This is a genomic window from Rhodococcus sp. NJ-530 (assembly GCF_003860625.1).
GTDB classification, from domain to species: domain Bacteria; phylum Actinomycetota; class Actinomycetes; order Mycobacteriales; family Mycobacteriaceae; genus Rhodococcus_F; species Rhodococcus_F qingshengii.
Genome location: NZ_CP034152.1, coordinates 2,358,890 through 2,380,824, shown reverse-complemented (window position 1 = coordinate 2,380,824; position 21,935 = coordinate 2,358,890). Strand labels below are relative to the sequence as shown.

Annotated in this window: 16 protein-coding genes, 1 tRNA gene and 3 pseudogenes; 10 read left to right on the top strand and 10 right to left on the bottom strand. The window is 62.1% G+C overall.

Annotated features, from left to right (window positions below; all coding sequences use genetic code 11):
• Positions 1-6: 6 nt before the first annotated feature.
• Positions 7-984: a 2-oxoglutarate and iron-dependent oxygenase domain-containing protein gene (locus EHW12_RS11090; RefSeq protein ID WP_003942293.1), complete on the bottom strand. Its 978-nt coding sequence runs from the start codon at positions 982-984 to the stop codon at positions 7-9.
• A 15-nt stretch (positions 985-999) separates the two neighbouring features.
• A complete protein-coding gene (locus tag EHW12_RS11085; protein WP_007731279.1) occupies positions 1,000-2,190 on the bottom strand; it encodes a hypothetical protein in 1,191 nt (396 codons plus the stop codon).
• Between the two features lie 251 nt (positions 2,191-2,441).
• Here EHW12_RS11085 and EHW12_RS11080 point away from each other — a divergent pair, with 251 nt between their 5' ends.
• From EHW12_RS11080 to EHW12_RS11065, 4 genes are read left to right on the top strand one after another with little or no spacing between them, the layout of a single operon-like run.
• Positions 2,442-3,224 (top strand): ABC transporter ATP-binding protein, encoded by a 783-nt coding sequence (locus tag EHW12_RS11080; protein WP_003942349.1) that lies wholly within the window; start codon positions 2,442-2,444, stop codon positions 3,222-3,224.
• The gene (locus EHW12_RS11075) at positions 3,221-4,126 is read left to right on the top strand and encodes an ABC transporter permease (protein WP_007731277.1); all 906 of its coding nucleotides are present in this window, start codon (positions 3,221-3,223) and stop codon (positions 4,124-4,126) included. Before EHW12_RS11080 ends, EHW12_RS11075 begins: the two co-directional genes overlap by 4 nt.
• Positions 4,123-5,193, top strand: a complete 1,071-nt coding sequence (locus EHW12_RS11070; RefSeq protein WP_073512804.1) for a 2-oxoglutarate and iron-dependent oxygenase domain-containing protein — start codon at positions 4,123-4,125, stop codon at positions 5,191-5,193. The genes EHW12_RS11075 and EHW12_RS11070 overlap by 4 nt, the downstream gene beginning before the upstream one ends.
• Positions 5,194-5,240: 47 nt before the next feature.
• Complete coding sequence (locus EHW12_RS11065) at positions 5,241-5,885, top strand: GntR family transcriptional regulator (protein WP_125052572.1); 645 nt, start codon at positions 5,241-5,243, stop codon at positions 5,883-5,885.
• A gap of 4 nt (positions 5,886-5,889) precedes the next feature.
• Here the strand turns inward: EHW12_RS11065 and EHW12_RS11060 are convergent, their stop codons facing one another.
• Both EHW12_RS11060 and EHW12_RS11055 read right to left on the bottom strand, forming a co-directional pair.
• Positions 5,890-6,666 (bottom strand): lipase, encoded by a 777-nt coding sequence (locus EHW12_RS11060; RefSeq protein WP_116056897.1) that lies wholly within the window; start codon positions 6,664-6,666, stop codon positions 5,890-5,892.
• A 73-nt stretch (positions 6,667-6,739) separates the two neighbouring features.
• Positions 6,740-6,813: transfer RNA gene (locus EHW12_RS11055), tRNA-Met, on the bottom strand.
• A gap of 449 nt (positions 6,814-7,262) precedes the next feature.
• Here EHW12_RS11055 and EHW12_RS11050 point away from each other — a divergent pair.
• Positions 7,263-7,817 (top strand): transglycosylase family protein, encoded by a 555-nt coding sequence (locus EHW12_RS11050; protein ID WP_003942299.1) that lies wholly within the window; start codon positions 7,263-7,265, stop codon positions 7,815-7,817.
• 89 nt (positions 7,818-7,906) lie between these two features.
• Here EHW12_RS11050 and EHW12_RS11045 read toward each other — a convergent pair whose 3' ends face one another.
• Positions 7,907-10,822, bottom strand: a complete 2,916-nt coding sequence (locus tag EHW12_RS11045; RefSeq protein WP_207623849.1) for a UPF0182 family protein — start codon at positions 10,820-10,822, stop codon at positions 7,907-7,909.
• A 189-nt stretch (positions 10,823-11,011) separates the two neighbouring features.
• On the opposite strand from EHW12_RS11045, the gene EHW12_RS11040 reads away from it, so the two are divergent.
• Positions 11,012-11,599 (top strand): PPA1309 family protein, encoded by a 588-nt coding sequence (locus tag EHW12_RS11040; RefSeq protein ID WP_164490614.1) that lies wholly within the window; start codon positions 11,012-11,014, stop codon positions 11,597-11,599.
• Between the two features lie 26 nt (positions 11,600-11,625).
• Here EHW12_RS11040 and EHW12_RS11035 read toward each other — a convergent pair whose 3' ends face one another.
• Entirely contained in the window at positions 11,626-12,648 is a 1,023-nt protein-coding gene (locus EHW12_RS11035) for a PDZ domain-containing protein (protein WP_037130086.1), read from the bottom strand.
• Between the two features lie 123 nt (positions 12,649-12,771).
• Between EHW12_RS11035 and EHW12_RS11030 the strand changes: the two are divergent.
• From EHW12_RS11030 to EHW12_RS11020, 3 genes and pseudogenes are all read left to right on the top strand, one after another.
• Positions 12,772-14,171: pseudogene (locus tag EHW12_RS11030) on the top strand (zinc-dependent metalloprotease).
• A gap of 98 nt (positions 14,172-14,269) precedes the next feature.
• Positions 14,270-15,184, top strand: a complete 915-nt coding sequence (locus tag EHW12_RS11025; protein ID WP_065455530.1) for a hypothetical protein — start codon at positions 14,270-14,272, stop codon at positions 15,182-15,184.
• Between the two features lie 7 nt (positions 15,185-15,191).
• The gene (locus EHW12_RS11020) at positions 15,192-16,532 is read left to right on the top strand and encodes an AarF/UbiB family protein (RefSeq protein ID WP_030534995.1); all 1,341 of its coding nucleotides are present in this window, start codon (positions 15,192-15,194) and stop codon (positions 16,530-16,532) included.
• Between the two features lie 26 nt (positions 16,533-16,558).
• Here the strand turns inward: EHW12_RS11020 and EHW12_RS11015 are convergent.
• Together EHW12_RS11015 and EHW12_RS11010 are read right to left on the bottom strand one after the other, a co-directional pair.
• Positions 16,559-16,881: pseudogene (locus EHW12_RS11015) on the bottom strand (WhiB family transcriptional regulator).
• A gap of 513 nt (positions 16,882-17,394) precedes the next feature.
• A pseudogene (locus EHW12_RS11010) lies at positions 17,395-19,532 on the bottom strand (ATP-dependent DNA helicase UvrD2).
• A gap of 103 nt (positions 19,533-19,635) precedes the next feature.
• Here EHW12_RS11010 and EHW12_RS11005 point away from each other — a divergent pair.
• Positions 19,636-19,893 carry a mycoredoxin gene (locus tag EHW12_RS11005; RefSeq protein WP_003942350.1) on the top strand — a complete coding sequence of 86 codons (258 nt, stop codon included), beginning with the start codon at positions 19,636-19,638 and terminating at the stop codon, positions 19,891-19,893.
• Positions 19,894-19,907: 14 nt separating this feature from the next.
• Here the strand turns inward: EHW12_RS11005 and nudC are convergent, their stop codons facing one another.
• Together nudC and EHW12_RS10995 are read right to left on the bottom strand one after the other, a co-directional pair.
• Positions 19,908-20,807 carry an NAD(+) diphosphatase gene (gene nudC, locus EHW12_RS11000; RefSeq protein ID WP_007731249.1) on the bottom strand — a complete coding sequence of 300 codons (900 nt, stop codon included), beginning with the start codon at positions 20,805-20,807 and terminating at the stop codon, positions 19,908-19,910.
• A gap of 38 nt (positions 20,808-20,845) precedes the next feature.
• A complete protein-coding gene (locus tag EHW12_RS10995) occupies positions 20,846-21,913 on the bottom strand; it encodes a potassium channel family protein (RefSeq protein WP_003942296.1) in 1,068 nt (355 codons plus the stop codon).
• Between the last annotated feature and the right edge of the window lie 22 nt (positions 21,914-21,935).

Here is a 21,935-nt window from a genome sequence, read left to right as displayed (position 1 = left end):
TACGGATCAACGCGCGAAGTTCGCGCGCACTCGCTGGTCGATGTAGTCCTCGGCAGTGATCGGCGGGTACTTGCCCGCCGGCCCCTCGATGGTCACGTCGCGGTTCGCCTGAGCGAAGAACGCGAGGCTGTAGCGGGCTCCCCGATAGTCGGTGACTCCGGGACTCTTGACCCGATGAAAATTCGACGGCAGGACGTCATCACTCCATCTCATCAGCATGTCGCCGATGTTGCAGGTGATCGCTTCCTCAGCCGGCACCACTGACGTCCATTCCTGGGTGTCCATCTCCTTGCCCGGGCACAGTTGCAAACCGCCCTGACCGTCACGCTGGAAAAGCAATGTCAGGCAATCGAAATCGGTGTGTGCTCCGGCACGCCACATCCCTTCGACATCTGCGTCGGCGGCAAGGGGGAAGTAGTGGAGTAGTCGCAGTGTGCTCTGGTACGTGTCCACCGACGGGTCATGTGCCCTGGTGAAGAAGTCTCGTTCGAATCCCAGCTTCTCGGCGAAGCACGACAACAGGTCCATCGCAATGCCCCAGCACTTGGCTTCGAAGTCCAGGATCGTTTCGCGGAATCCGCCCAATTCGTCTGCAGTGGGCCACAGATCACCCATATGCGGGCGGGTCACCTGATAGGACTCTTTCTGATCAGGTGTTCCGATGGACGGACGCACCTGCGTCATGCTCTCCCAGCCAGAGTTGAAACCCTTCTTGAGCGGATACTGCGCTTTGACCTCAGTGGGCAGTGCAAAGAATCGCTCGGCCGCCGCGAAAGCCTCGCGGACCTGGTCCAGATCGATCCCGTGATTGACGATTTGGAAGAATCCGATGTCGGTCGCTGCCGACCACAACTCCTCGGCGATCTCGCTGCGCCGGTTCTCGAAATCCGAGAGATCGATTCTTCGGACCTCGCGGTCGGTGGTCTCCGTGCCCAGGCCACCCATGCGGGTCTCGCGGTTGAGTTCTGTCATGTCGTACGTCATTTGCTGTCAGCTCCTTCAGCGGATTCCGATGGACCGATCGGTGAACTTGTCGGTGTAGATCTCTTCTGCAGTCAATGACTGCGGTATCGCCGCACCCCCGGCGTTCAGGATGGGCTTCAGTTCTTCGACGGTGTGAGCGACTCGCGTCATGTCGAACGTGCCGACGGATCCGTCCGCCTCGTTCGCGATCAGGCCCTTCTCTTTCAAGAGTTGGGCACTGAACGCTGCTTCACCCTCGGTGTAGGGAGAGAACGACACGTCCTGCGAGACGACGTCGACAATGGCAGCATTCGCCGTATCCGGCGCTGTGATGTAGTCCGCGGTGGCCTGCTGAATGATCGGAACCAGCTTGCTCAAACACGGGGAGAGTGTCTCGACCTTGTCGGCACGAACGGAAACATTGGACGCGTAGATGTCGAAACCCGAATCTTTCAGCAGGTCATAGGAAACCGGCTTGTCCCACGCCGGCGTCTCCTTCTCGTACGTGTACGGTTCCGAATTCGCGAATCCTTGCTGAGCGATGGTCGGGTCACCGACAAATCGCGAGGGAGCTCCGTCGTAGCTCGTGTCGAGCTGAGACTGCTTCAGTAGGCCTTTCGCCACGAGCCACTGCGGAAACAGTTGCTCCTTGGAAACGACGACACTCGCGTCGGACTTGCCGATATCGGCAACACTCGCCCATTCCGGATGAGACTCTTTGTCCCACATGAGGATTGCCGGGCTGTACTTGAGCAATGGCGTGACGGCCACAACGGGCTGACTTGCCGCTGCCGCGATCACCTGATCGCCGTGCACCAAGCCGAGAGTGATCGAATCGTCGACGTACATCTGGGAGCTGACGGATTGGAACCCGATTGCCGGTCCCCCGGCCCGCAAGGTCAAGTCGACTCCGGTGTCCTTCCCTCCGGCGACAAGAGTCCCGCTGACGGACTTGTCGTCGGTGTCGACCGAATAGCCGGGACCAAGCATCTCGAAGAGCGCTCCCATATCCGACTGTGGCTGCCATTGGAGTTGAACCACAACGTTTTCCGGACAGAGACCCGCTAGGTTCTGAGCCTCGGCAGCTGGTTCGAGAGATTCAGCCTTGGCCGTCTCAGCCTCACTGGAGCTGCACGCAGTCAATCCGATGGCTGCACACATGGCCAGTGCCGCGCCGGCCGCTCCCACACTTCTGCGATTGGAATGCACCTTGCGATTTGAATACACAGCGTCTCCTTCGTTAAAACAATTGGGATGTGGGCGAACCAGGAAGGATGATCCGATGTGCACACTCTGCAGCACATGGATTACATGCAATCGACTAGTTGTTTCCATCAGGTAACGCGCGCCAGGATTCTCGCTTCACCTGCAATGTCACCTCACATTTACATTCAGCAATCTAGGCGACATACATGCAATTCAAGATGGTTAATACATCTTGAAGAACTTTTGCATGCATTATTGAACCGGAGGCTCAGATGGAACTCGCGAACACGATGCAGGATGCCGACGCTCGCAAGCTCACCGCACCGATGCAGATGGTCTTTTCCGATGTCGTCAAGAAGTTCGATACCGGCACTGTCGCGCTGGACGGCATCGATCTGAACGTGGAGCGAGGAGACTTCGTCGCCGTGGTCGGACCCTCCGGCTGCGGCAAGTCGACTTTGTTGCGCATGGCGGCCGGCCTCGAGCGACCGACCAGCGGCGCGGTTGCCCTCGACACCGAATCAGTTGGCTTCATCTTCCAGGAGCCGACTCTCCTCCCCTGGCGAACCGTGCAGGCCAACGTCGAATTGTCCGCCGAACTCGGTGGCGGCGACAAAGCAGCCCGAAAGTTGCGCGCCGACGAGGCAATTCGCGCAGTGGGCCTGGCGGACTTTGCGAAACAACTGCCCAACGCGTTGTCGGGCGGAATGAAGATGCGTGTCTCGTTGGCGCGAGCGCTCACCCTCGCACCTGCTGTGATGCTGCTCGACGAACCTTTCGGTGCTCTCGACGAGATGACACGACTGGAGATGCAGGTAGAGCTGCAAAGGCTCTACACCGACAAGGGGTTCACCTCGATGTTCATCACGCACTCGGTATCCGAGGCCGTGTACCTCGCAAACAAGGTGGTCGTCATGACCGCCCGGCCCGGACGAATCCATTCGGTCGTGGACATCGATTTCCCGTACCCGCGTAGCCCGGAACTGCGCTACGACGCCCGATACACCGAACACGTCGCCGAGATCTCGGCCAGTCTCCATGGGAGCTCACGATGACCGAAGTCCTTGCAGTGCAACAGGGCACCACCGCACGCAATTCCGCCGTTCGCACTGATTCTGCGACCGCCGCGCGAGCACAGTCACAGCCCGGACGGCCCTCGCGAATGAGAGCGCTCGGCACCTTCCTGCTCTATCCGCTGCTCTCACTTGCCGGCGCGGTCGCAGCGTGGTCGATCGTCAGCTACCTCGTTCTCTCCCCGGAACGTCGATTTCTCCTTCCGCCGCCGAGTCAAGTACTGACAAAGTCGCTACTCGACTGGAAACACCTCTCTCCCATGCTCGAAGCCCTCGCAGTGACGGCACAGGTAGCACTGGTCGGCTTCGTGGTCGCGGTGGCAGTCGGCGTCGGAACCGGCGTGCTGATGAGCCAGGCCAAGTGGATCGAGCGGATCGTCTATCCCTATGCCGTTGTGCTGCAGGTCATTCCCATCCTCGCCATCGTCCCCCTCATCGGGCTCTGGTTCGGCTACGGCATGACCGCGCGCACCCTGGTGTGCGTTCTCATCGCAGCCTTCCCGATCATCACCAACACACACTTCGGATTGCAATCGGTCGATCGCGGACTGCACGAACTGTTCACCCTCGGCCGCGCGTCCCGTTGGGATCGATTGGTGAAACTCGAACTGCGAGCGGCAATGCCGGCTATTCTCACCGGCATCCGCACCGCCTCCGGCCTTGTTGTCGTCGGTGCCATCATCGGCGACATGTTCTTCGCCAAAGGACAACCCGGGATCGGAACGCTGCTCGACGTCTACCGAAGCCGCCTTCAGTCCGAGGATCTGATCGCCGCGATCGTGATCGCGTCGGTGTTCGGTGTCCTCGTCTTCTCTGCCTTTGGATTCCTCTCACGTGTGCTCGTCGGTAAGTGGCACACGTCCGGCCGCAAGGACTTTAAATGACCCACGAAACTCCTGTCTTCGAGATCCCTGCGATCGATATCAGCCCGTACCTCCGCGGCGAGGCAGCGGTTGCAAACGCCACCAACAGCACTGCCTGTGCGGAAGTGGCAGCTCAACTCGATCGCGCGTGCCGGGAGGTCGGATTCATACAGATTGTCGGACACAGCATTCCACGATCGGCGACCGAAAGACTGGCCGACGCTCTCGACGAGTTCTTTGCTCTCCCACTGACGGTGAAGAACAACTATCGCCGTCCCTCGTCCGAGAACCGCGGCTACTCACCACCGAAATCGGAATCACTCAGCATGAGCCTGGGCGTCGCCGCTGCGAACCAGATGAACGATTTCTACGAAGCAATAGTCGTGGGCACAGAGGTGAGCGACTATCCGGGCGTCGACCTACCCGAGTCCAGCTACGCCGCCAACACCTGGCCCGTGGCCGCGCCCGGATTCCGACCGGCAATCGAAGAGTATTTCCGTCATGCCCAGGGCTTGGCACGAATCCTGATGTGCGCCTTTACCGACGCTCTCGGATTGCAGCCCGGGTACTTCGATTCGATGCTCGACCATTCGATCGACGCGATGAAGATGAACAACTACGCACTGCCCGAGGGCGAGATCCGCATCTCCGGCGACATGACGGGAATGGGCGCTCACACCGACTTCGGAATCTTGACCATCCTGTGGGCAGATCAAGTTCCGGGCCTTCAAGTTCTGAGTGCCGACGGCGTATGGCACGACGTCCAACCTGCCGACGGCGCACTCTTGATCAACCTCGGCGACGCGATGGCACGCTGGACGAACGACCGATGGCGCTCGACAGTGCACCGAGTCGACCCACCTATCGTCGATGGTCAGATCATCCGACGTCGCTCTGCCGCATTCTTTTTCGACGGGAACTACGACGCCGTCATCGAAGCACTGCCAGGGACTCTCACACCGGGCGAAGTGGGATACCCGCCGATCACGATCGCTGAGAACATCGCGGCCAAAGTGGCCGGACTGAAAGGCGCGACGGCGCCCGACGTCGACAGTCGCAACGCTGACCGGGTGCGCGCCGCTGGATAGCGCTCCCGGGTACCGTCGACATCGTGCAGGATCGAAGTGAGGACAAGATGACCACCACCGAACGAGCTTTACTCACCGAGTCTGTGCACGAGACACTTCGCGAACTGATCTTTTCGGGAGAGCTGGCGCCGGGGACACCACTGAGTGTTCCCGCGCTGGCGAGCAAGCTCAATGTCAGTCGAACGCCGGTCCGCGAGGCCGTGCAGCAGTTGATCTACGAGGGCATCGCCGTCCACACACGGAATGCGGGTGCAAAAGTCGATTCGCTGGACGCGGAGTCTCTGCGCGCGGTCTTCGAGGTGCGTGAGGTACTCGACGGTCTCGCGGCGTTCAACGCCACGGCCAATGCCACGCACGAAACCGTGTCACAGCTGAACAAGATGGTGCAGGTGCAACGCGAACTTCTCGAGAGCCCGCCGGATCAGCGTCGGGATTCGAAGCTCGACCTCGAGTTTCACACCTTGATTCGTGAGACTGCATGCAATCACCCACTCAGCGAAGCCCTGCATCGTCTGGACGGACAGTCACATCTCTACCGTTCGGACATGTGGAGCCTCGAGCTCAATCGGCGGATCGCTGTCACCGAGCACGCACGTATAGTCGCGGCCATCGAATCGGGTGACGCCTTGGAGGCGAGGACTGCCGCGAGCGCACACGTAGCCGGGCTACTCGTCCGAACAACCCGGACCTGAAGCTTTACCGAAATGACGGAAACAGCGTGTCAGGCCAGGTGATGTCGCCGTCGTTCTCGTCCACGAACGTACCGACACAGTCTCGCTCCAAAGCGCTGATCGCTCCCGAGATGACCTCTGGATGCTCGAGCTCGGTGAGATGGTCTCCTCCGGTTCCGGCCCCGGGAACGCCATCGACGTACACCCGGCACTGGCCCCCGTCCAACCGACCGTCCGCCCACTCGCCCGAACTCTGCACCACCGAATAGTAGGCAGATCCAGGAGTGTCCTCACCGGTATTGAGCTTGGTGAGAACTTCGGAGAACATGCAGGTGTCGTAGCCGTCGGCAGGGCCTTGTACGCAGCCACCGGGGCTACCGTACTGCGGCGCACCGATGGCGACGAATGAATCCACTACTTCGGAGCCACCGAGGAACTTCGCGTAGTACCGGGAGCTCAGTCCACCCGCACTGTGCGCGATCACCCCGACGGAGTCAGCGCCGGCAGCGTAGGAGCGAATCGAATCGGCAATCAGCTCGGCGTCGGCCGCAATCATCTTGCCGGGTGCGTCGACGAAGTGTGTCTCGTAGCCCGCAGCGCTCAGTGCTTTGTCGAGGGCGCGGTAGGTCGCCTGGTGCGTTTCTCCCGAGTTGTAGAGCTGCTGCCCCGGAACGATGAAGACCACGCGCTTCGCATCGGTGATCCGCCCACCGGCGGCAGCGCTTCCTGCCGAGAACGCCAGAGCGGTGGTCACCAGCGAAGTAGTCACCGCCATCGCCAAGAGAATCTTCGAGAGTCGCACGTCGCCGCCCTACGACGGCTGCGCACAAAAAAGGACCGCCGCACTGGAATCCAGTGCGGCGGTCCTTTTCTAGTAGCGGGGACAGGATTTGAACCTGCGACCTCTGGGTTATGAGCCCAGCGAGCTACCGAGCTGCTCCACCCCGCGATGCATGGACAAAGTTACACGAGCGGGTGAACGGAACGCAAATCGCCTGCGCTGGAGCGAAATACACGCCTGAAAGTCGAAGAATCGGGTGACTGGGTTCACAAAATGCCCGTGAGCATCAACACATAACAAGCATGTAACGAACGTACGTCGAAACGGCATCGGAAAGGCTCTACCAGCACAAACGCTAAAATTTTGGGTCGAGAGCAGACCAGACAGTCCGGAAAATTGCGAATCGACCCTCGTTCGACGCTCCCGTACGGTCGGTCCCGGCCCGAATCAACCGGGCGAACGCCGACCCGCCGCTGCTCCACTCTGCCCGCGGGATCGGAACCCCCGAAACCTTCGAGGGGCAGAGACACGGAGAGACAAGCGCCCGGGAAAGTCAGCATCATCGCCGACCCGCAGGCCCGCCGATGTCAGCAAGCGCGGAGAGGATTTACCCCGACATGACGTACACCAGCATCAGCAAGCGTGCATTCGGCACATTGGCAGTAGCCGGCGCACTTGTCGCAGTGCCCCTCACCATGAGCACCGGCACCGCTTCCGCAGCCACCCACAACTGGGACGGCGTCGCACAGTGCGAGAGCGGTGGCGACTGGAACATCAACACCGGAAACGGCTACTACGGCGGCCTGCAGTTCTCGCAGAGCACCTGGACCGCCAACGGTGGCACCGGCTCGCCCGCCAACGCTTCCAAGGAAGAGCAGATCCGCGTCGCCGAGAACACCCTGCAGAGCCAGGGCCCCGGCGCATGGCCCGTCTGCGGCCAGCGTCTGACCGTCGCGAGCGAGCCTGCAGTCGAAGAAGCTCCCGCCGCAGCGCCGGCTCCCGTCGCCGAGGCACCCGCAGTTGCTCCCGCCATCGAGATCCCGGCCGAGCTCAAGCCCGCCGCACAGCAGGCTTACGACACCGCTCGTGACCTCGCCGGCCAGTACGGCTTCGCCGCACAGTTCCAGCAGCTCTCCGATGCCAACGCACCGATCGTTGCAGCACTGCGCTGATTCAGCTCGTACAGCTTCACCTGAGCACACAAGAAGGCCCACCATCCGATCGGATGGTGGGCCTTCTGCTATTCATGAACTGACGCCGCTTACCTCGGCAGCGCCTGGTACGCGTCAACAGCCTTCTGCAGGCGGTCGAGCGCAGCACCGTAGCTGGTGAAGTCACCGCTCTGTTGCGCCGACTTCAATGCCGCCATTGCCGAATTGACCTCGGCCAGCGCCTTCGTGACGTCATCCGAAGAAGCCGGCGGGGCCGGTGCCGTCGGAGTTGTCGGCGTTTCCGGTTGCGCTCCGGTATCCGGATCGGGTGCCGGCTGGGTGACCGTCGCTGCCGAACCTGCGCCCGGCCAAATCTGACTGATCGCCTCGGAGACGGTCGGTGCATAACCGATCCGAATGCCGTTGGTGTCGCTGAAGCTCACCAATACACGCGCCAACTGAGGGAACGCGTTCTGCGAGTTTCGCTGCGAGTACAAAGGCTCGACATAGAGGATTCCGCCCTCGGCAATCGGCAGAGTCAGCAAGTTTCCGTACTGAATCTTGTTCGACTGCTTGAGCAGTGACACTTCCGAAGCAACACGCGAATCCGACGTCATCGCAGACTGAGCCTGCTGTGGACCCTGAGTCTGCGTATCGGTCGGCAACTGCAGCACCGTGAACTTGCCGTAGTTCTCCTTGTCGTTCGCCACCGAGATGTAGGCCGACAGCAACTCACGACTGAACCCGACCATCGGACTGGTCAGACGGAAATCCGCCTTCGCGGTGTCCTTGTCGCCCACCAGCACGTAGTACGGCGGCTGGTTGGCCGACGTGTCGATCGTCGGATCGCTCGGAACCGACCAGAACGCGTTGTTGGTGAAGAACTCACTCGGATCGTCGACGTGGTACTTCGCCAGCATCTCTCGCTGAACCTTGAACATGTCTTCCGGGTAGCGGAAGTGTGCCTGCAAGTCGTCCGAGATTTCGCTCTTCGGCTTCACCGTGTTCGGGAAGACCCCCATCCACGCCTTCAGAACCGGATCCTGCTCGTCGACCTGGTACAGCGTGACAGTGCCGTCGTAGGCATCGACCGTGGCCTTCACTGAGTTACGGATGTACGAGAACTCCTGGCGCGGAATGAGGCGCCCGGTCGTCTGGTCGATACTGTCCTCGACCAACCCGTCGAGCGAACTGCGCTGCGCGTACGGGTAATCCTGGGCCGTGGTGTAGCCGTCGATGATCCACTGCATCTTGCCGTCGACCACTGCGGGGTAAGCAGCGCCGTCGGTCGTCAGCCAAGGCGCGACCTCCTCGACCCTTTCCTTCGGATCACGCTTGAAGATGATCTTCGAGTTCGAGCCGATTGCACTCGAGAACAGGATGTTGCGCTCGGTGTACTTCGCCGCGAATGCAAGACGGTTGAACCAGTTGCCGATCGAAACGCCACCCGAACCTGTGTAGGTGTACTTCGAGGTGTCGGTGTCGTACTCCCGCGGTCCCTCACCGTCGACGGAACCGACGATCGAGTAATCGGCGTCCGACTGACTGATCACCTCGCCGTAGTACGAACGAGGATTGTCCACCTTGAGATTCTCGTTCTCGGGCGTGGTCGTCAGGTCGCTCACCGAGTAGATCGGGTAGCCACCGGTGTTGTTCTGACTGTCGCCCTGCACGGCCGTGACTTCGTTGGCCTGGGCGGCGACGAAACCGTTGCCGTGCGTGTAGACCGTGTGCTTGTTGATCCAGTCCGTCTGGTTGCCGGAAAGGTTGTTCGGCGACAGCTCACGCGCGGCGACAACGAAGTCACGCAACTGGCCGTCTTGTTCGTAACGGTCGACGTTGAGCGTCTGCGGGAACCCGTAGAAGTTCTTGAGCTGACGCTGAGCGGTGAACGTCGGCGACAGAATGGTCGGATCCAACAGGCGTGTGTTCGCGATCGTGGTCCGGTCTGCCGGAACGTCCTGGGGCTGCTTGGTGCCAATTCCCGGATAGTCGACGTAGTCGACGTTTTCTTCCGTGATCCCGTACGCCTGACGGGTCGCTTCGATGTTTCGTTCGATGTACGTGCTCTCCTTCTGCGCCGCATTGGGCTTGACGGAGAACTGCTCGACGATCATCGGGTAGACGGCACCGACGAGGACCGACGAAAGAACCAGTAGAGCGACTGCCATGGCCGGTATCCGAAGATCCCGCGTGAAGATCGAGGCGAAGAACGCCAAGGCGCAGATGACCGCAATGGACAACAGAATGAGCTTCGCAGGCAGAACCGCATTGATGTCGGTGAAGCCCGGGCCGGTGAACGTCGGTTCCTTACGACTACTCGACATCAACGAGTACCGATCAAACCAGTACGCCACCGCCTTGAGAAGCACAAAGGTGCCGGCGATGACAGCCAGCTGAATACGAGCGGCCGTGGTGAACGTCCCATTGCGCCCGGCCAACTTGATCCCACCGAAAACGTAGTGGGTGACCAGGTTTGCCACGAAGGCAAGCAGAATCGAGACGAACAACCAATTCAGAACGAAACGGTAGAACGGCAGATCGAACGTGTAGAAGCCGACGTCCAAGTTGAACTGCGGATCGGTGATCCCGAAAGCCTGGCCGTTGAGGAACAACTGGATAGTGACCCAGTTGGCCTGTGCGATGAGACCGGACAGGATGCCGATCGCTACCGGAATGATCACGCCGAAAAGACGAAGACGCGACATGACGGTGGTGCGGTAGCGCGCGATCGGATCATTGGGTCCGGAGACCGGGACGAACACCGGGCGTGCGCGGTACGCGAGAAGCATCGCGAGCCACACGATGGCGCCGACGACAATTCCGACGACCAGGAAGAGCACGAATCGCGTCAGCAGAACCTTGGTGAAGACACCGCGGAAGCCGACTTCGCCGAACCACAACCAGTCCGTGTACATGCCGATCAGTCGCGGCCCCACGAGCAGCAAGGCCGCCACTACGACAGCCACCACCAACAAGATTCGACTGCGTCTGGACAGAGAGGGTAAACCTGCGGGGGGCCGCATGCCCACGTGCCACGCTCCAAGATTTGGCGACGCCGTGGCGTCGCAACCGATTGCATCGATCACTGCGGCCACGCCCGAGTGGACTTGGCCGTTTCCGACCACTCTACGTAACAACGGTCACGGGTTGACAACACGGAGAGCGGGGAGCCGGACAGAAGGTGGGAGGATGAAGGCGTGAGTGAAGAGAATATGAGCAGATCACCGAGTGCCCTCGCCCGGTGCGTTCATGAAGTTGTCGACCACATCGACGCCGAAGGCTGGGATCAGCCTCCGAAGCTGTACGCGTTGGTACCCACCGAGATGCTCGCCGCGGCCGAACCCGGACTGCTCGACCAACTCGCCGAGGGCGCCGAATACACACCGATCGAACAGGAATCGCTTCCCGAGGACATCATCGGCGGTTCACGGGCACTCGACGAGTTCCTGGCAACGACGCATTGGCCCGAGTCCGTGCAGGGTTGCATCCTGGTGCAGGAGATCGTCGTCCTGCCGCCCGCGGCGGAATCGGATCTCGACCACGCCACGGCGCCGGTGTTGACCGATCAGCACGCGGCGGACGAAGTCGCTCGACTGACGGCCGACGCGCATCCCGATCGACGCGAGGCTCGACTGTTCGTCGGCGTGCTCCGTGACGGTCCCTCGCTGTCGCTCCTACAGATGCGTCCCGACGAGGATGCGGATCCGTACGGTGACTTGGAACTGCTCACCTACGACGGTCTTGCACCTCACCTCGTGCACGCCCTGTACGCGACGCTCGACGAGGTCGAAGAAGACTGACAGAGTCGTCGGCGGCCAGGCAGCTTTCAGCAGCGGGGTGCGTCGCCACCCGTGTTGAGGCTTTCGAGTGAGTCCACTGCGCCGGGCAGGTTGTCGACCTTGACGAGTCGAAGCCCGTCCGGCGCATTCTGTTTCGCCTCGTCACAGTTCTGGGCCGGCACGAGGAAGGTCTCAGCACCGGCTTCGGACGCGGCGATCAACTTGTACCTGATGCCGCCGATCGGACCGACCTCGCCGTCGGAGTCGATGGTGCCCGTTCCGGCTACGAACTTTCCGCCGTTGAGCTCCCCCGGAGTCAGCTTGTCGACCAAGGCCAGTGTGAACATCAGTCCGGCAGAAGGACCGCCGATGTCGGCGAGATTGAACTGCACGGTGAAGGGAACGTCCGGGACCTCGCTGGGTGTGACGCCGAGGTAACCCGATTCGGGCTTGTTGGGCCGCGCCCCGACGGTGACCGGCACAACGGTCTCCACACCCTCACGAAGGACGGTGACGTCGATCGCGGTGCCGGGCGCGATCGCACCGACCGTGTCCTGAACGCCGGTGATGGTGGTTACCGGAGTGTCGCCGATCTTGACCAGGACGTCGCCTTCTTGCAGGGCACCCGCAGCGGGACCGTCCGGAGTCACCTTCGAAACAGTCAGTGCCACCGGCTTGCCGAGAAAGTGCAGTGCCGCCAACTCGGCACTGTCCTCGGATTGCTGGAAGTCGGCCGTGTTGGCCTGCTGAATCTCTTCCTTCGACTTCTCGGGCGGATAGATCTCCGAGCGAGGGACGAGTCCGTTGCTGCCACTCGCCCACAGTCCGAACGCTTCGAAGATGTTGAGGCCGTCGCGAACCGACACCGTTGTCATGTTGAGGTTGCCGTCGGTGGGATCGACCTCGGTCCCCTGGATGTCTACGACGGGCTTACCGTCGACGTCGCCGAGCGTGTTGAAGGTGGGGCCCGGACCGAGTGCGACATAAGGAACAGTGACCATTGTTCCGACGACTCCCAACACGACGATGGGTGCGAGTGCGGCCAAGAGCGTCACTATCCGTCGATTCACCTGATCCAGAGTAAAGCGCGAAGGCTCCGGAGCACCGATCGCACCGCCTGAGCGCCGTGCGTGTTCGCCGTCAGCGTGACTCGGAGGGCGACTCCGACCGCTCGAGCCTTGTACCGTTGAGGTATGAGCAATATGCCGTTCGGCTTCTCCAACTCCGACGACGATCCCGATCGCGACAAGAACGCGGCGGGTGGCAATCCGTTCGGGGTGGTGACATGCCGTTCGGGTTCGGCGCGGGCGGTGAGGGATTCGATCCGGCTCAGCTCGGCCAGATGCTCACCCAGTTCGGGCAGATGCTGAGCGGAATGGGCTCGTCGATGGGCCAGGGCGGTACGTCCGGCCCGGTCAACTACGACATCGCCAAGAAGCTGGCACGCCAACAGATCGGATCGGTCACACCGATCACCGAGGGCAACGTCAAGGCGATCGCCGACGCCGCGCACCTGGCCGAGATGTGGCTGGACGCCGCGACAACGCTCCCTGCCGGAGCGAGCCGCACTCTTGCGTGGACTCCGAACGACTGGCTCGACAACACGATCGACACCTGGAAGCGACTCTGTGATCCGGTGGCCGAGAAGGTAGCGGGCATGTGGGTCCAGGGTCTTCCGGCCGAAGCACAGCAGATGGCTGGCCCGATGCTGGGCATGCTCGGGCAGATGGGCGGACTCGCGTTCGGCTCGCAATTGGGCCAGGCACTCGGCCAACTGTCCACCGAGGTGCTCTCCTCCACTGATATCGGCCTGCCCCTCGGCCCCGAAGGCATCGCGGCCCTTCTCCCGGCTGCGGTTCAGGCTTTCAGTGAGGGTCTCGAACAGCCGCATCAGGAAGTTCTGGTGTTCCTCGCCGCGCGGGAAGCCGCTCATCAGCGTCTTTACAGTCACGTTCCGTGGCTGCGCCAGCGTGTTCTCGCGACAGTGGAGGAATACGCCCGCGGAATCACCATGGACTTCTCGGCGATGGAAGAATTCGCCAAGGACCTCGATCCATCCGCTCTCACCGATCCGAGCAAGCTCGAAGCGCTGATGCAGCAGGGCACGTTCGAGCCGCAGAACACACCGGAGCAGAAAGCCGCTCTCGAACGTCTCGAGACTCTGCTTGCGCTGGTCGAGGGTTGGGTGGAGACGGTCGTCACCGCCGCACTCGGCGAGCGACTGCCTGGTGTTGCCGCGATGAGCGAGACGTTGCGGCGTCGCCGTGCCACCGGCGGCCCCGCCGAACAGACCTTTGCGACGCTGGTCGGACTCGAACTTCGTCCTCGCAAGGTCCGTGAAGCGGCCGGTTTGTGGCAGAAGCTCACTGCGGAAGCCGGTATGGACGTTCGCGACGGCGTCTGGTCGCATCCCGACCTGATGCCCGATTCGAGCGATCTCGACGCACCGGACGGATTTGTCGCCCGTGTCCTCGGCGCCGGCGAAGCCGGTAATTTCGACGACCCGATAGCCCAGCTCGAAGCCGTCGTGGCAAAAGAGCGTGCGGCCGAGGAAGCGATGGACAAGACCCGCGAGGACGACGAAGAGAAGTAATCCCTTCTCGACCGATTTTCGCAGATCAGCCGCGATGACCGCCTGTGGATAACTGCCGCTGACGGGGACTCGCCGAGGGCCCGTCGTGCCAGCATCGAATGATGACCGGTCACACACACGACGACACCAGACAAGACAGCACTTCACAGCGATCCGCGGGACCTCGATGGGACCCGCGGATCGCTGTTCTGTCGCGCCCGGATGGTCGACTGCAGCTGGGATGGACCCCCGGACGTGCCGTCCTGCTGACTCTGCCTGTCGGGGTCGACGATCGCGCGGTGAAGTCGATCCTGCGCAAAATGGACGGCTCGAGATCCCGCGCAAACATCCTCTGGGAAGCGTCGAGGCTCGGGATTCCCACATCCGTGACGGAGGAGTTGCTCGAGCAACTCGCCGATTCCGGTTTCGCCCACACTGCCCGCAGAAGCACCGCGACGGTCCGGATTCACGGTGTCGGTCCGCTCTCTGACGCCATCGAGCGCGCACTCGTCACCGGCGGGGTCAGCACGCGTCGCTCGCGCGGGTATCGCAACACCGACGTCGTGCGTACGTGGAACGAACAACTGGTGGTCCTTGCCGACGACGTCGTGACTGATCCTCGTCTGGTCAGCGATCTCGTTCGCTGTGGACTCCCCCACCTTTCCGTCCGCATCCGCGACGGCAACGGTGTGGTCGGTCCTCTTGTCCTGCCTGGTCAGTCGAGTTGCCTGCGGTGCGCAGACATCCTCCGATCCGAACTCGACCCTCATTGGCTTCATCTGTCCGCGCAGCTACTCGGCAGCGCAGGCCACGCGGAATCGGCGATGATCCATGCAAGTGTCGCGCTGGCCCTGGCCGAGATCGACTCCGCGTTATCGGAGACAGCGGCGACGCATGCGGCGAGTCTGTCGTCGACGCTCGAGATCGCGCTCCGTCCGTATCGGATCACAACCAGGCGCTGGCCTCGGCAAATATCCTGCAGTTGCCAATACCTGGCACCTGTTTCGGGCAAAGGACGCCCCAGTCAGACATGATGGTGTGGTGTCCGAGATCCCACGCAAGAGTTCTGCCCGTACTGCCAAACTCGCGAGCATCCCCCTGGGGATGGCCGGTCGCGCCGCCATGGGCTTCGGACGCAAGCTCGCCGGCGGCGACAAAGGCGAGATCGACGCGCAGTTGAGCGCGAAGGCCGCCGAGCAACTGTTCGCGGTGCTGGGCGAACTCAAGGGCGGCGCGATGAAGTTGGGCCAAGCGCTCAGCGTCATGGAGGCGGCAATTCCGGAGGAATTCGCCGAGCCGTACCGCGAGTCGCTGAACAAGCTCCAGGCCGCCGCCCCGCCGCTGCCGACCAAGCAAGTACACAAGATGCTCGACCAGCAACTCGGAACCAAGTGGCGCGACCGATTCCAGTCGTTCGACGATGAACCGACCGCGTCGGCAAGCATCGGGCAGGTTCACCGAGCCGTCTGGGCGGACGGCCGCGACGTAGCCGTGAAAGTTCAGTACCCCGGCGCCGACGAAGCTCTACGCGCCGATCTCAAGACCCTGGGCAGATTTGCCGGTCTCTTCGGTTCGGTCATGCCCGGTGTCGACGTGCGGCCCGTGATCGAGGAGTTCACCGCGCGCACGGAGGAAGAACTCGACTATCGGATCGAGGCGAACAATCAGCGAGCTTTTGCCAAAGAGTTCGACGGAGATCCCCAATTCGTGATCCCGCACGTCGTGGCGAGCGCACCGAAAGTGGTCGTGACCGAATGGATGACGGCAACCCCGTTGACCAGAATCATCGAGAGTGGAACGCCGGAGCAGCGCAATGCGGCCGGTGCACTACTCGCCGAATTCCACTTCGCGTCTCCGGCCCGTGTCGGATTGCTCCACTGTGACCCGCACCCCGGCAATTTCATGCTTCTCGAGGACGGCCGACTCGGCGTCATCGACTTCGGTGCTGCTGCGCCGTTCCCGAACGGACTGCCACGGGTTCTCGGCACGATGGTGCGCTTGGCTGTCGAGGAACAATTCGACGAGTTGACGGAGTTGTTGCGCGCCAACGGTTTCGTGATCCCCGGACGCACGGTGACCGACAAGGAGATCGCGGATTACCTGCGACCCTTCACCGACCCGATCCAGACCGAGTCATTTCACTTCACTCGGGCATGGCTGCAAAAGGCCGCCGGAACCGCCACTGACTTCAACAGTGCGCAGTTCCGAACGGCCCGTGCACTCAACCTTCCGGCCGAGTATTTGATGATCTTCCGTGTTCTTCTCGGTTCGGTCGGCATATGCGCCCAGTTGGACGCATATGCCCCGTACATGGAAATCCTGACTCGTTGGTTGCCAGGGTTCGCGGAGCCGGTTCTGGATGACACCGGCTCCGCCGAATAAGACACCGGCTCCGCCGAATAGGGCTCTCACGCGCACACAAGTTGCTTGCGTGGGCGCCCTCTCGGTCTCTTGCGCGCTATGACGGCCCCCTGATCGAGGATCTCGCCGCCCCACACCCCCCATGGCTCGGCGCGGTCGAGAGCCGCACTGAGACAACGGGAACGGATGGGCACTGCGCGCACAGTGCCTTGGCCTGCTCGAGTTCGGCCGGAGCTTCGGCGAACCAGAGATCGGGGTTGGATGCCCGGCACGGCAAGTCGCGGCGGGTGGACGCGACCTCGATGAACGTGACTGCAGCCGAAGTGACGTCGGTGGAAGTTACTGCAGTGGTGGAGTTTTCGGATTCCACGCGGATTGTCTGGGCAGACAACTCGGTCTCCTAGTGCTCGGATGCGAAACTGTGTCGCACGATATGGGTTCGATGGGTGCGAACCTGAGCCGAGTCGGAAACCAGATGAAGAGGGCTATCCAACACAAAGGCCACGGTCCGCAGGGGCTGCGGGTCCGTGGCCGTAAGTGAACGGATGTGTCCTACCGAGAAATACCTCGATGGCTTAAGAACACGGACTCGACAGCTGCTTTCTTTGCTGCTGCTTGAGGGCGCAGGCGGAGCGCATGCTGCGCCCATCCCGCTGCACGCGGCAGCATGGGGGCGGCAACAGCGAACTTTGCGCTTGCGCACGCTTCGTAAGAGATCAAGTTCGTCATTTTTTTGCCACCTCCATTTCGTGTCGGTCCGGATAGTTTCTGCGCACAGGTTGCCCCGTAACACTGAAAACCAGAGTAGAGAATCTGCCGAATCTGCACAACCTATTTTTGACCTGCGGTTATGTAACTCACCGTTGTCGATTCGGATGTGTTGTCAGATATCGAGTGTTGCCGCTCGCAGTTCACCGCGAATGACAGCTAGTACGTCTTCCCCGAAGTTGTCGAGTTTCTTCGGCCCGATTCCAGGGATCGAAACCAGTCCACGATTATCTTGTGGTCGTTGTTCGGCAATAGCCATCAGTGTGTTGTCACTGAAGACGACATAGGCCGGAACTTTGAGTTCTCGGGACTTGTCCAGACGCCAGGCCTTGAGGTGCTCGAGCAATTCCAGGTCGACATTGGACGGGCATTTTTCGCAGCGCCCGAGCATGGTCGCCGACGTCCCGATCAACGGTTTGCCGCAGACGCGGCAGCGCGGACGCTTCTTGTTTCCCGACGACGGCGCGGCGACGCGCGAGGCCGGCGAGTCCTCCGGGATTAGTCCGTTGAGAAATCTCGACCGGCGACGGGACTTGCGTCCACCCTCATTGCGGGCCAATGCCCACGACAGCTGCAGATGCTCGCGAGCGCGAGTAACCCCCACGTAGAGAAGCCGACGCTCCTCCTCCACCGCGACGTCGTCGGCGCCCGAATTGGCGTCGCCGAGAACGTGTTGGATAGGCAGGGTGCCGTCGTTGAGGCCGACCAGGAACACCGCATCCCATTCGAGTCCCTTGGCCGCGTGAAGGGAGGCCAGCGTCACACCTTGCACGGTCGGTGGGTGCCGCGCCTCGGCTCGGGCCGTGAGCTCCTGTAGAAGCCCGGTGAGCGTCAGTTCAGGTTCGTGGACAAGTTGTTCTTCGGTGAGCGCCACGAGAGCCGAGAGCGACGCCCAGCGCTCGCGTGCCTGAGTACCCGAAGGCTCTTCGTTGGTCAGGCCGAGCGGCGCGAGCACAGCGCGGACGAGTGAGACCAGCGCTTCGCCGTTGTCGGCACCTTCGGGGAGGTCGTCGCGTCCAGCTGCCTGACGCAGCGCTGCCACCGCCTGACGTACCTCGGTGCGAGTGAAGAAGCCCTCTCCACCGCGCACCTGGAACGGAATGCCCAGCTTCGTCAGGGCCTGCTCGTGCGCCTCCGACTGAGCATTGATCCGGTACAGAACAGCGATCTCGGCCGCAGGGGTGCCTGCCGCGATCAGCCGTTTGATCGCCCGCGCAACGCCGAGCGCTTCGGCCGGCTCGTCGTCGAACTCCATGAACTCCGGCTCAGGCCCCGGCGCGCGTTGCCCGATCAGCTGCAGACGCGTCCCGGCGATCCGCCCGCGCGCGGCACCGATCACGCGGTTCGCCAACGACACGACCTCAGGGGTGGAGCGGTAATCCCGTTCGAGCCGAACGACGGTCGCTTCGGGGAATTTCCGGGAGAAGTCCAACAGATAGTTGGGGTGGCTCCGGTGAAGGAGTAGATGGTCTGATTCGCATCGCCCACCACGGTCAGATCGTCTCGGTCGCCCAGCCAGGCGTCGAGCACACGCTGCTGCAGTGGGGTGACGTCCTGATACTCGTCCACGACGAAGCAGCGATACCGCTCGCGGAACTCGTCGGCGACTGTCGAATGCTCTTCGAGAGCTGCCGCCGTGTGCAGTAGGAGATCGTCGAAATCAAGCAGCATGCCGTCCTGGCCGCGTGCTTTCAGCTCTTCGTATGCGGCATACACCTGGGCCACCTTGGTGGCATCGACCGGTGCCTCACGGCGAATCTTGGCGATCGCGCGTGGGTAATCCTCCGGCGCGATCAGCGACGCCTTCGACCACTCGATTTCACTGGCGAGGTCGCGGACGCTTTCCGTGCTGGTGGACAATCCCACCCGGGCTGCGGCACTGCTGACAACGGCGAACTTTCGGTCCAGCAGACGCCACGGCGTGTCGCCGACAACCTGCGGCCAGAAGTACTTCAGTTGACGGAGAGCAGCAGCGTGAAAAGTTCGAGCCTGCACCTGCGGCCCACTCCCGCCGACGCCCAGCTCACGGAGACGTCCACGCATTTCCCCGGCCGCACGAGCGGTGAACGTCACGGCAAGCACCTGACCGGCCGACACGTGACCGTCGGCAACCAGATGAGCGATCCGGCGCGTGATGGTGCGGGTTTTGCCTGTTCCAGCGCCCGCGAGGACACATACCGGGCCGCGTGGCGCGAGCACGGCGGCCGATTGTTCTGGATCCAGTCCGGTGTCCGCAGGCATGGGGACCATCATGGCAGGACGTTCCGACACTCCATTCGCCGCGCCCGACGGTATGTGGGCAAGAGAACACGGGCCGATACGGAACAACGCTCTCGGTCGTGGTGTTATATCGGCCGTGACTTCTACCGAAAATGCGCCTGCCCTGACCATCTACTCGACCACGTGGTGCGGCTACTGCCGTCGCCTCAAGACGCAGCTCAACGCGTCGGGGATCGAGTACACCGAGATCGACATCGAGAACGATCCGGCAGCAGCCGATTTCGTCGGCAGCGTCAACGGTGGCAATCACGTCGTTCCGACCGTGAAGTACGGCGACGGCAGCGTTGCGACCAACCCGTCGCTCAACCAGGTCAAGCAGGCTCTGGGTCTGTAGACCTTCTCCGGCTGCTACTTGACCCAGCTCTCGAGCATTCCGCGAGCGATGGAGATCGACCCGGGCAGCAGCAGTGGCGCGTCCGCTTCCGAACCCCAGTCGCCGAGTTCGAGAGCGGCGCGCACCTCGTCTTTCGTGAACCAGGTGCCCTCGGCGATCTCGCCGTCCGCGAACAGCAGCGGAGCGGCGGGGTCGCCGATTGCGGCGAAGCCCAACATCACCGAGCGAGGGAACGGCCAAGGCTGGCTCCCGAGGTATCGAACGCTGTGCACGTCGATACCGACTTCTTCCTTGATCTCGCGGACAACACACGTTTCGAGTGACTCCCCGGCCTCGACGAATCCCGCGAGAATCGAGAAACGGCGCTGCGGCCAGGTCGGCTGACGCGCGAGTAGAACTCGATCGCCGCCGTCGTGCACCAGGCAGATGACCGCCGGATCCGTTCGGGGAAACTCCTCGTGGCCGGTGGACGTGGAAATGCGTGACCAGCCGGACATCGTGGGTTCACTCGGTGCGCCGTCGATAGCGCTGAATCCGGCACTGTCGTGCCAGTTGAGAATCGCGACGGCACCGGTCAACAAACCGGCGTCCGCGTCGTCGAGTGTTCCGCCGAGCATCCGCAATTCAGACAAAGTGCCCGCCAGCAGCGACACCCGCACCGCCCAGACGTGGCGATTCTCCCGAATTCCCAGGAAGACCGCGCCGCGCACCGGTTCGGGCCCCAACTCGGTTGCCTCGGCGAAGACCAATTGACCTTCCGGCGACACCTTGACCTGACCCCGTGAATTCACACGGAGGAGCAGTGCGTCCGCCCAACCCGTCGTCAGTGCAGCGGCGTCCGACCGCAATTCCTCGGCGCGGCCGACGCTCGAGCGTGAGAGCAGAGGTGTTTCGGTCAGCTGGAAGTCGTTCACGCTCACGACATTACTGCGCGCACGAAGCTCGGTAACACTCAGTTCGTGACGCGGCGAATGTAGAGCAGTCGATCGTTCTCTTCGACGGCGTCCACCTCGGGTGAACCGACGCGAACCAGACGGCCGTCACGAACGACCCCGAGCACGATGTCGGAGAGATGACGCGGAGAGCCGCCGACCTCGTCGCGCTCGACGGCACGCTCGGCAATCGCGAATCCGGCCTCCGGAGTCAGCAGGTCTTCGATCATCTCCACGACGGTCGGCGTCGTGGTCGCGATGCCGAGGAGTCGACCCGCCGTCTCCGAGGACACGACGACGGAGTCTGCGCCGGACTGACGCAGAAGATGCGCGTTGTCGGCTTCACGGATGGCTGCGGCGATCTTGGCTTTCGGCGCGATTTCGCGGGCTGTCAGCGTCACGAGCACTGCGGTGTCGTCACGGTTGGTTGCCACGATGATCGACGACGCATTCTGCGCACCTGCCAACCGAAGTACGTCCGATTTCGTCGCCGAACCGAACACCGTCACCAGGCCCTTGCTCGCCGCCGAATCGAGGACGGTCTGATCGGTGTCCACGACCACGATCTCCGACGCCGGTACACCGTCACCGAGCATTGCTTCGATTGCCGTCCGCCCCTTGGTCCCGTATCCGACGACGACGGTGTGATTACGCACGTGCTGCCTCCAACGCTGAATTTTGAACGCCTGACGCGAACTCTCGGTCAGAGCTGAAAGTGTGGTTCCGACCAACACGATCAAGAAGAAGATCCGAAGTGGCGTGATCAACAGGACGTTGACCAGGCGCGCCGACGGCGTGAACGGAGTGATATCGCCGTAACCGGTGGTCGAGAGCGAAACCGTCGCATAGTAAATGCAGTCGAGCAGCGACAGCTCGTTGTCCTGTGCGTCCCGGTATCCCGCGCGATCGATGTACACGATCAACACAGCGGCGCCGAGAGCACCCAACGCGATGAGAACTCGCTTGTAGATGGCCCGCGCCGGACTTGTCTGTAGCTGGGGAATGCGCAGCACCCCGACAAGGGCGAAGTCAGGCTGATCGGTCAATGCTTCCGACCTGGTCAAACGCGCCCGGAGCTTACCGGCCATACATCGACTCTCTCACTCGAAC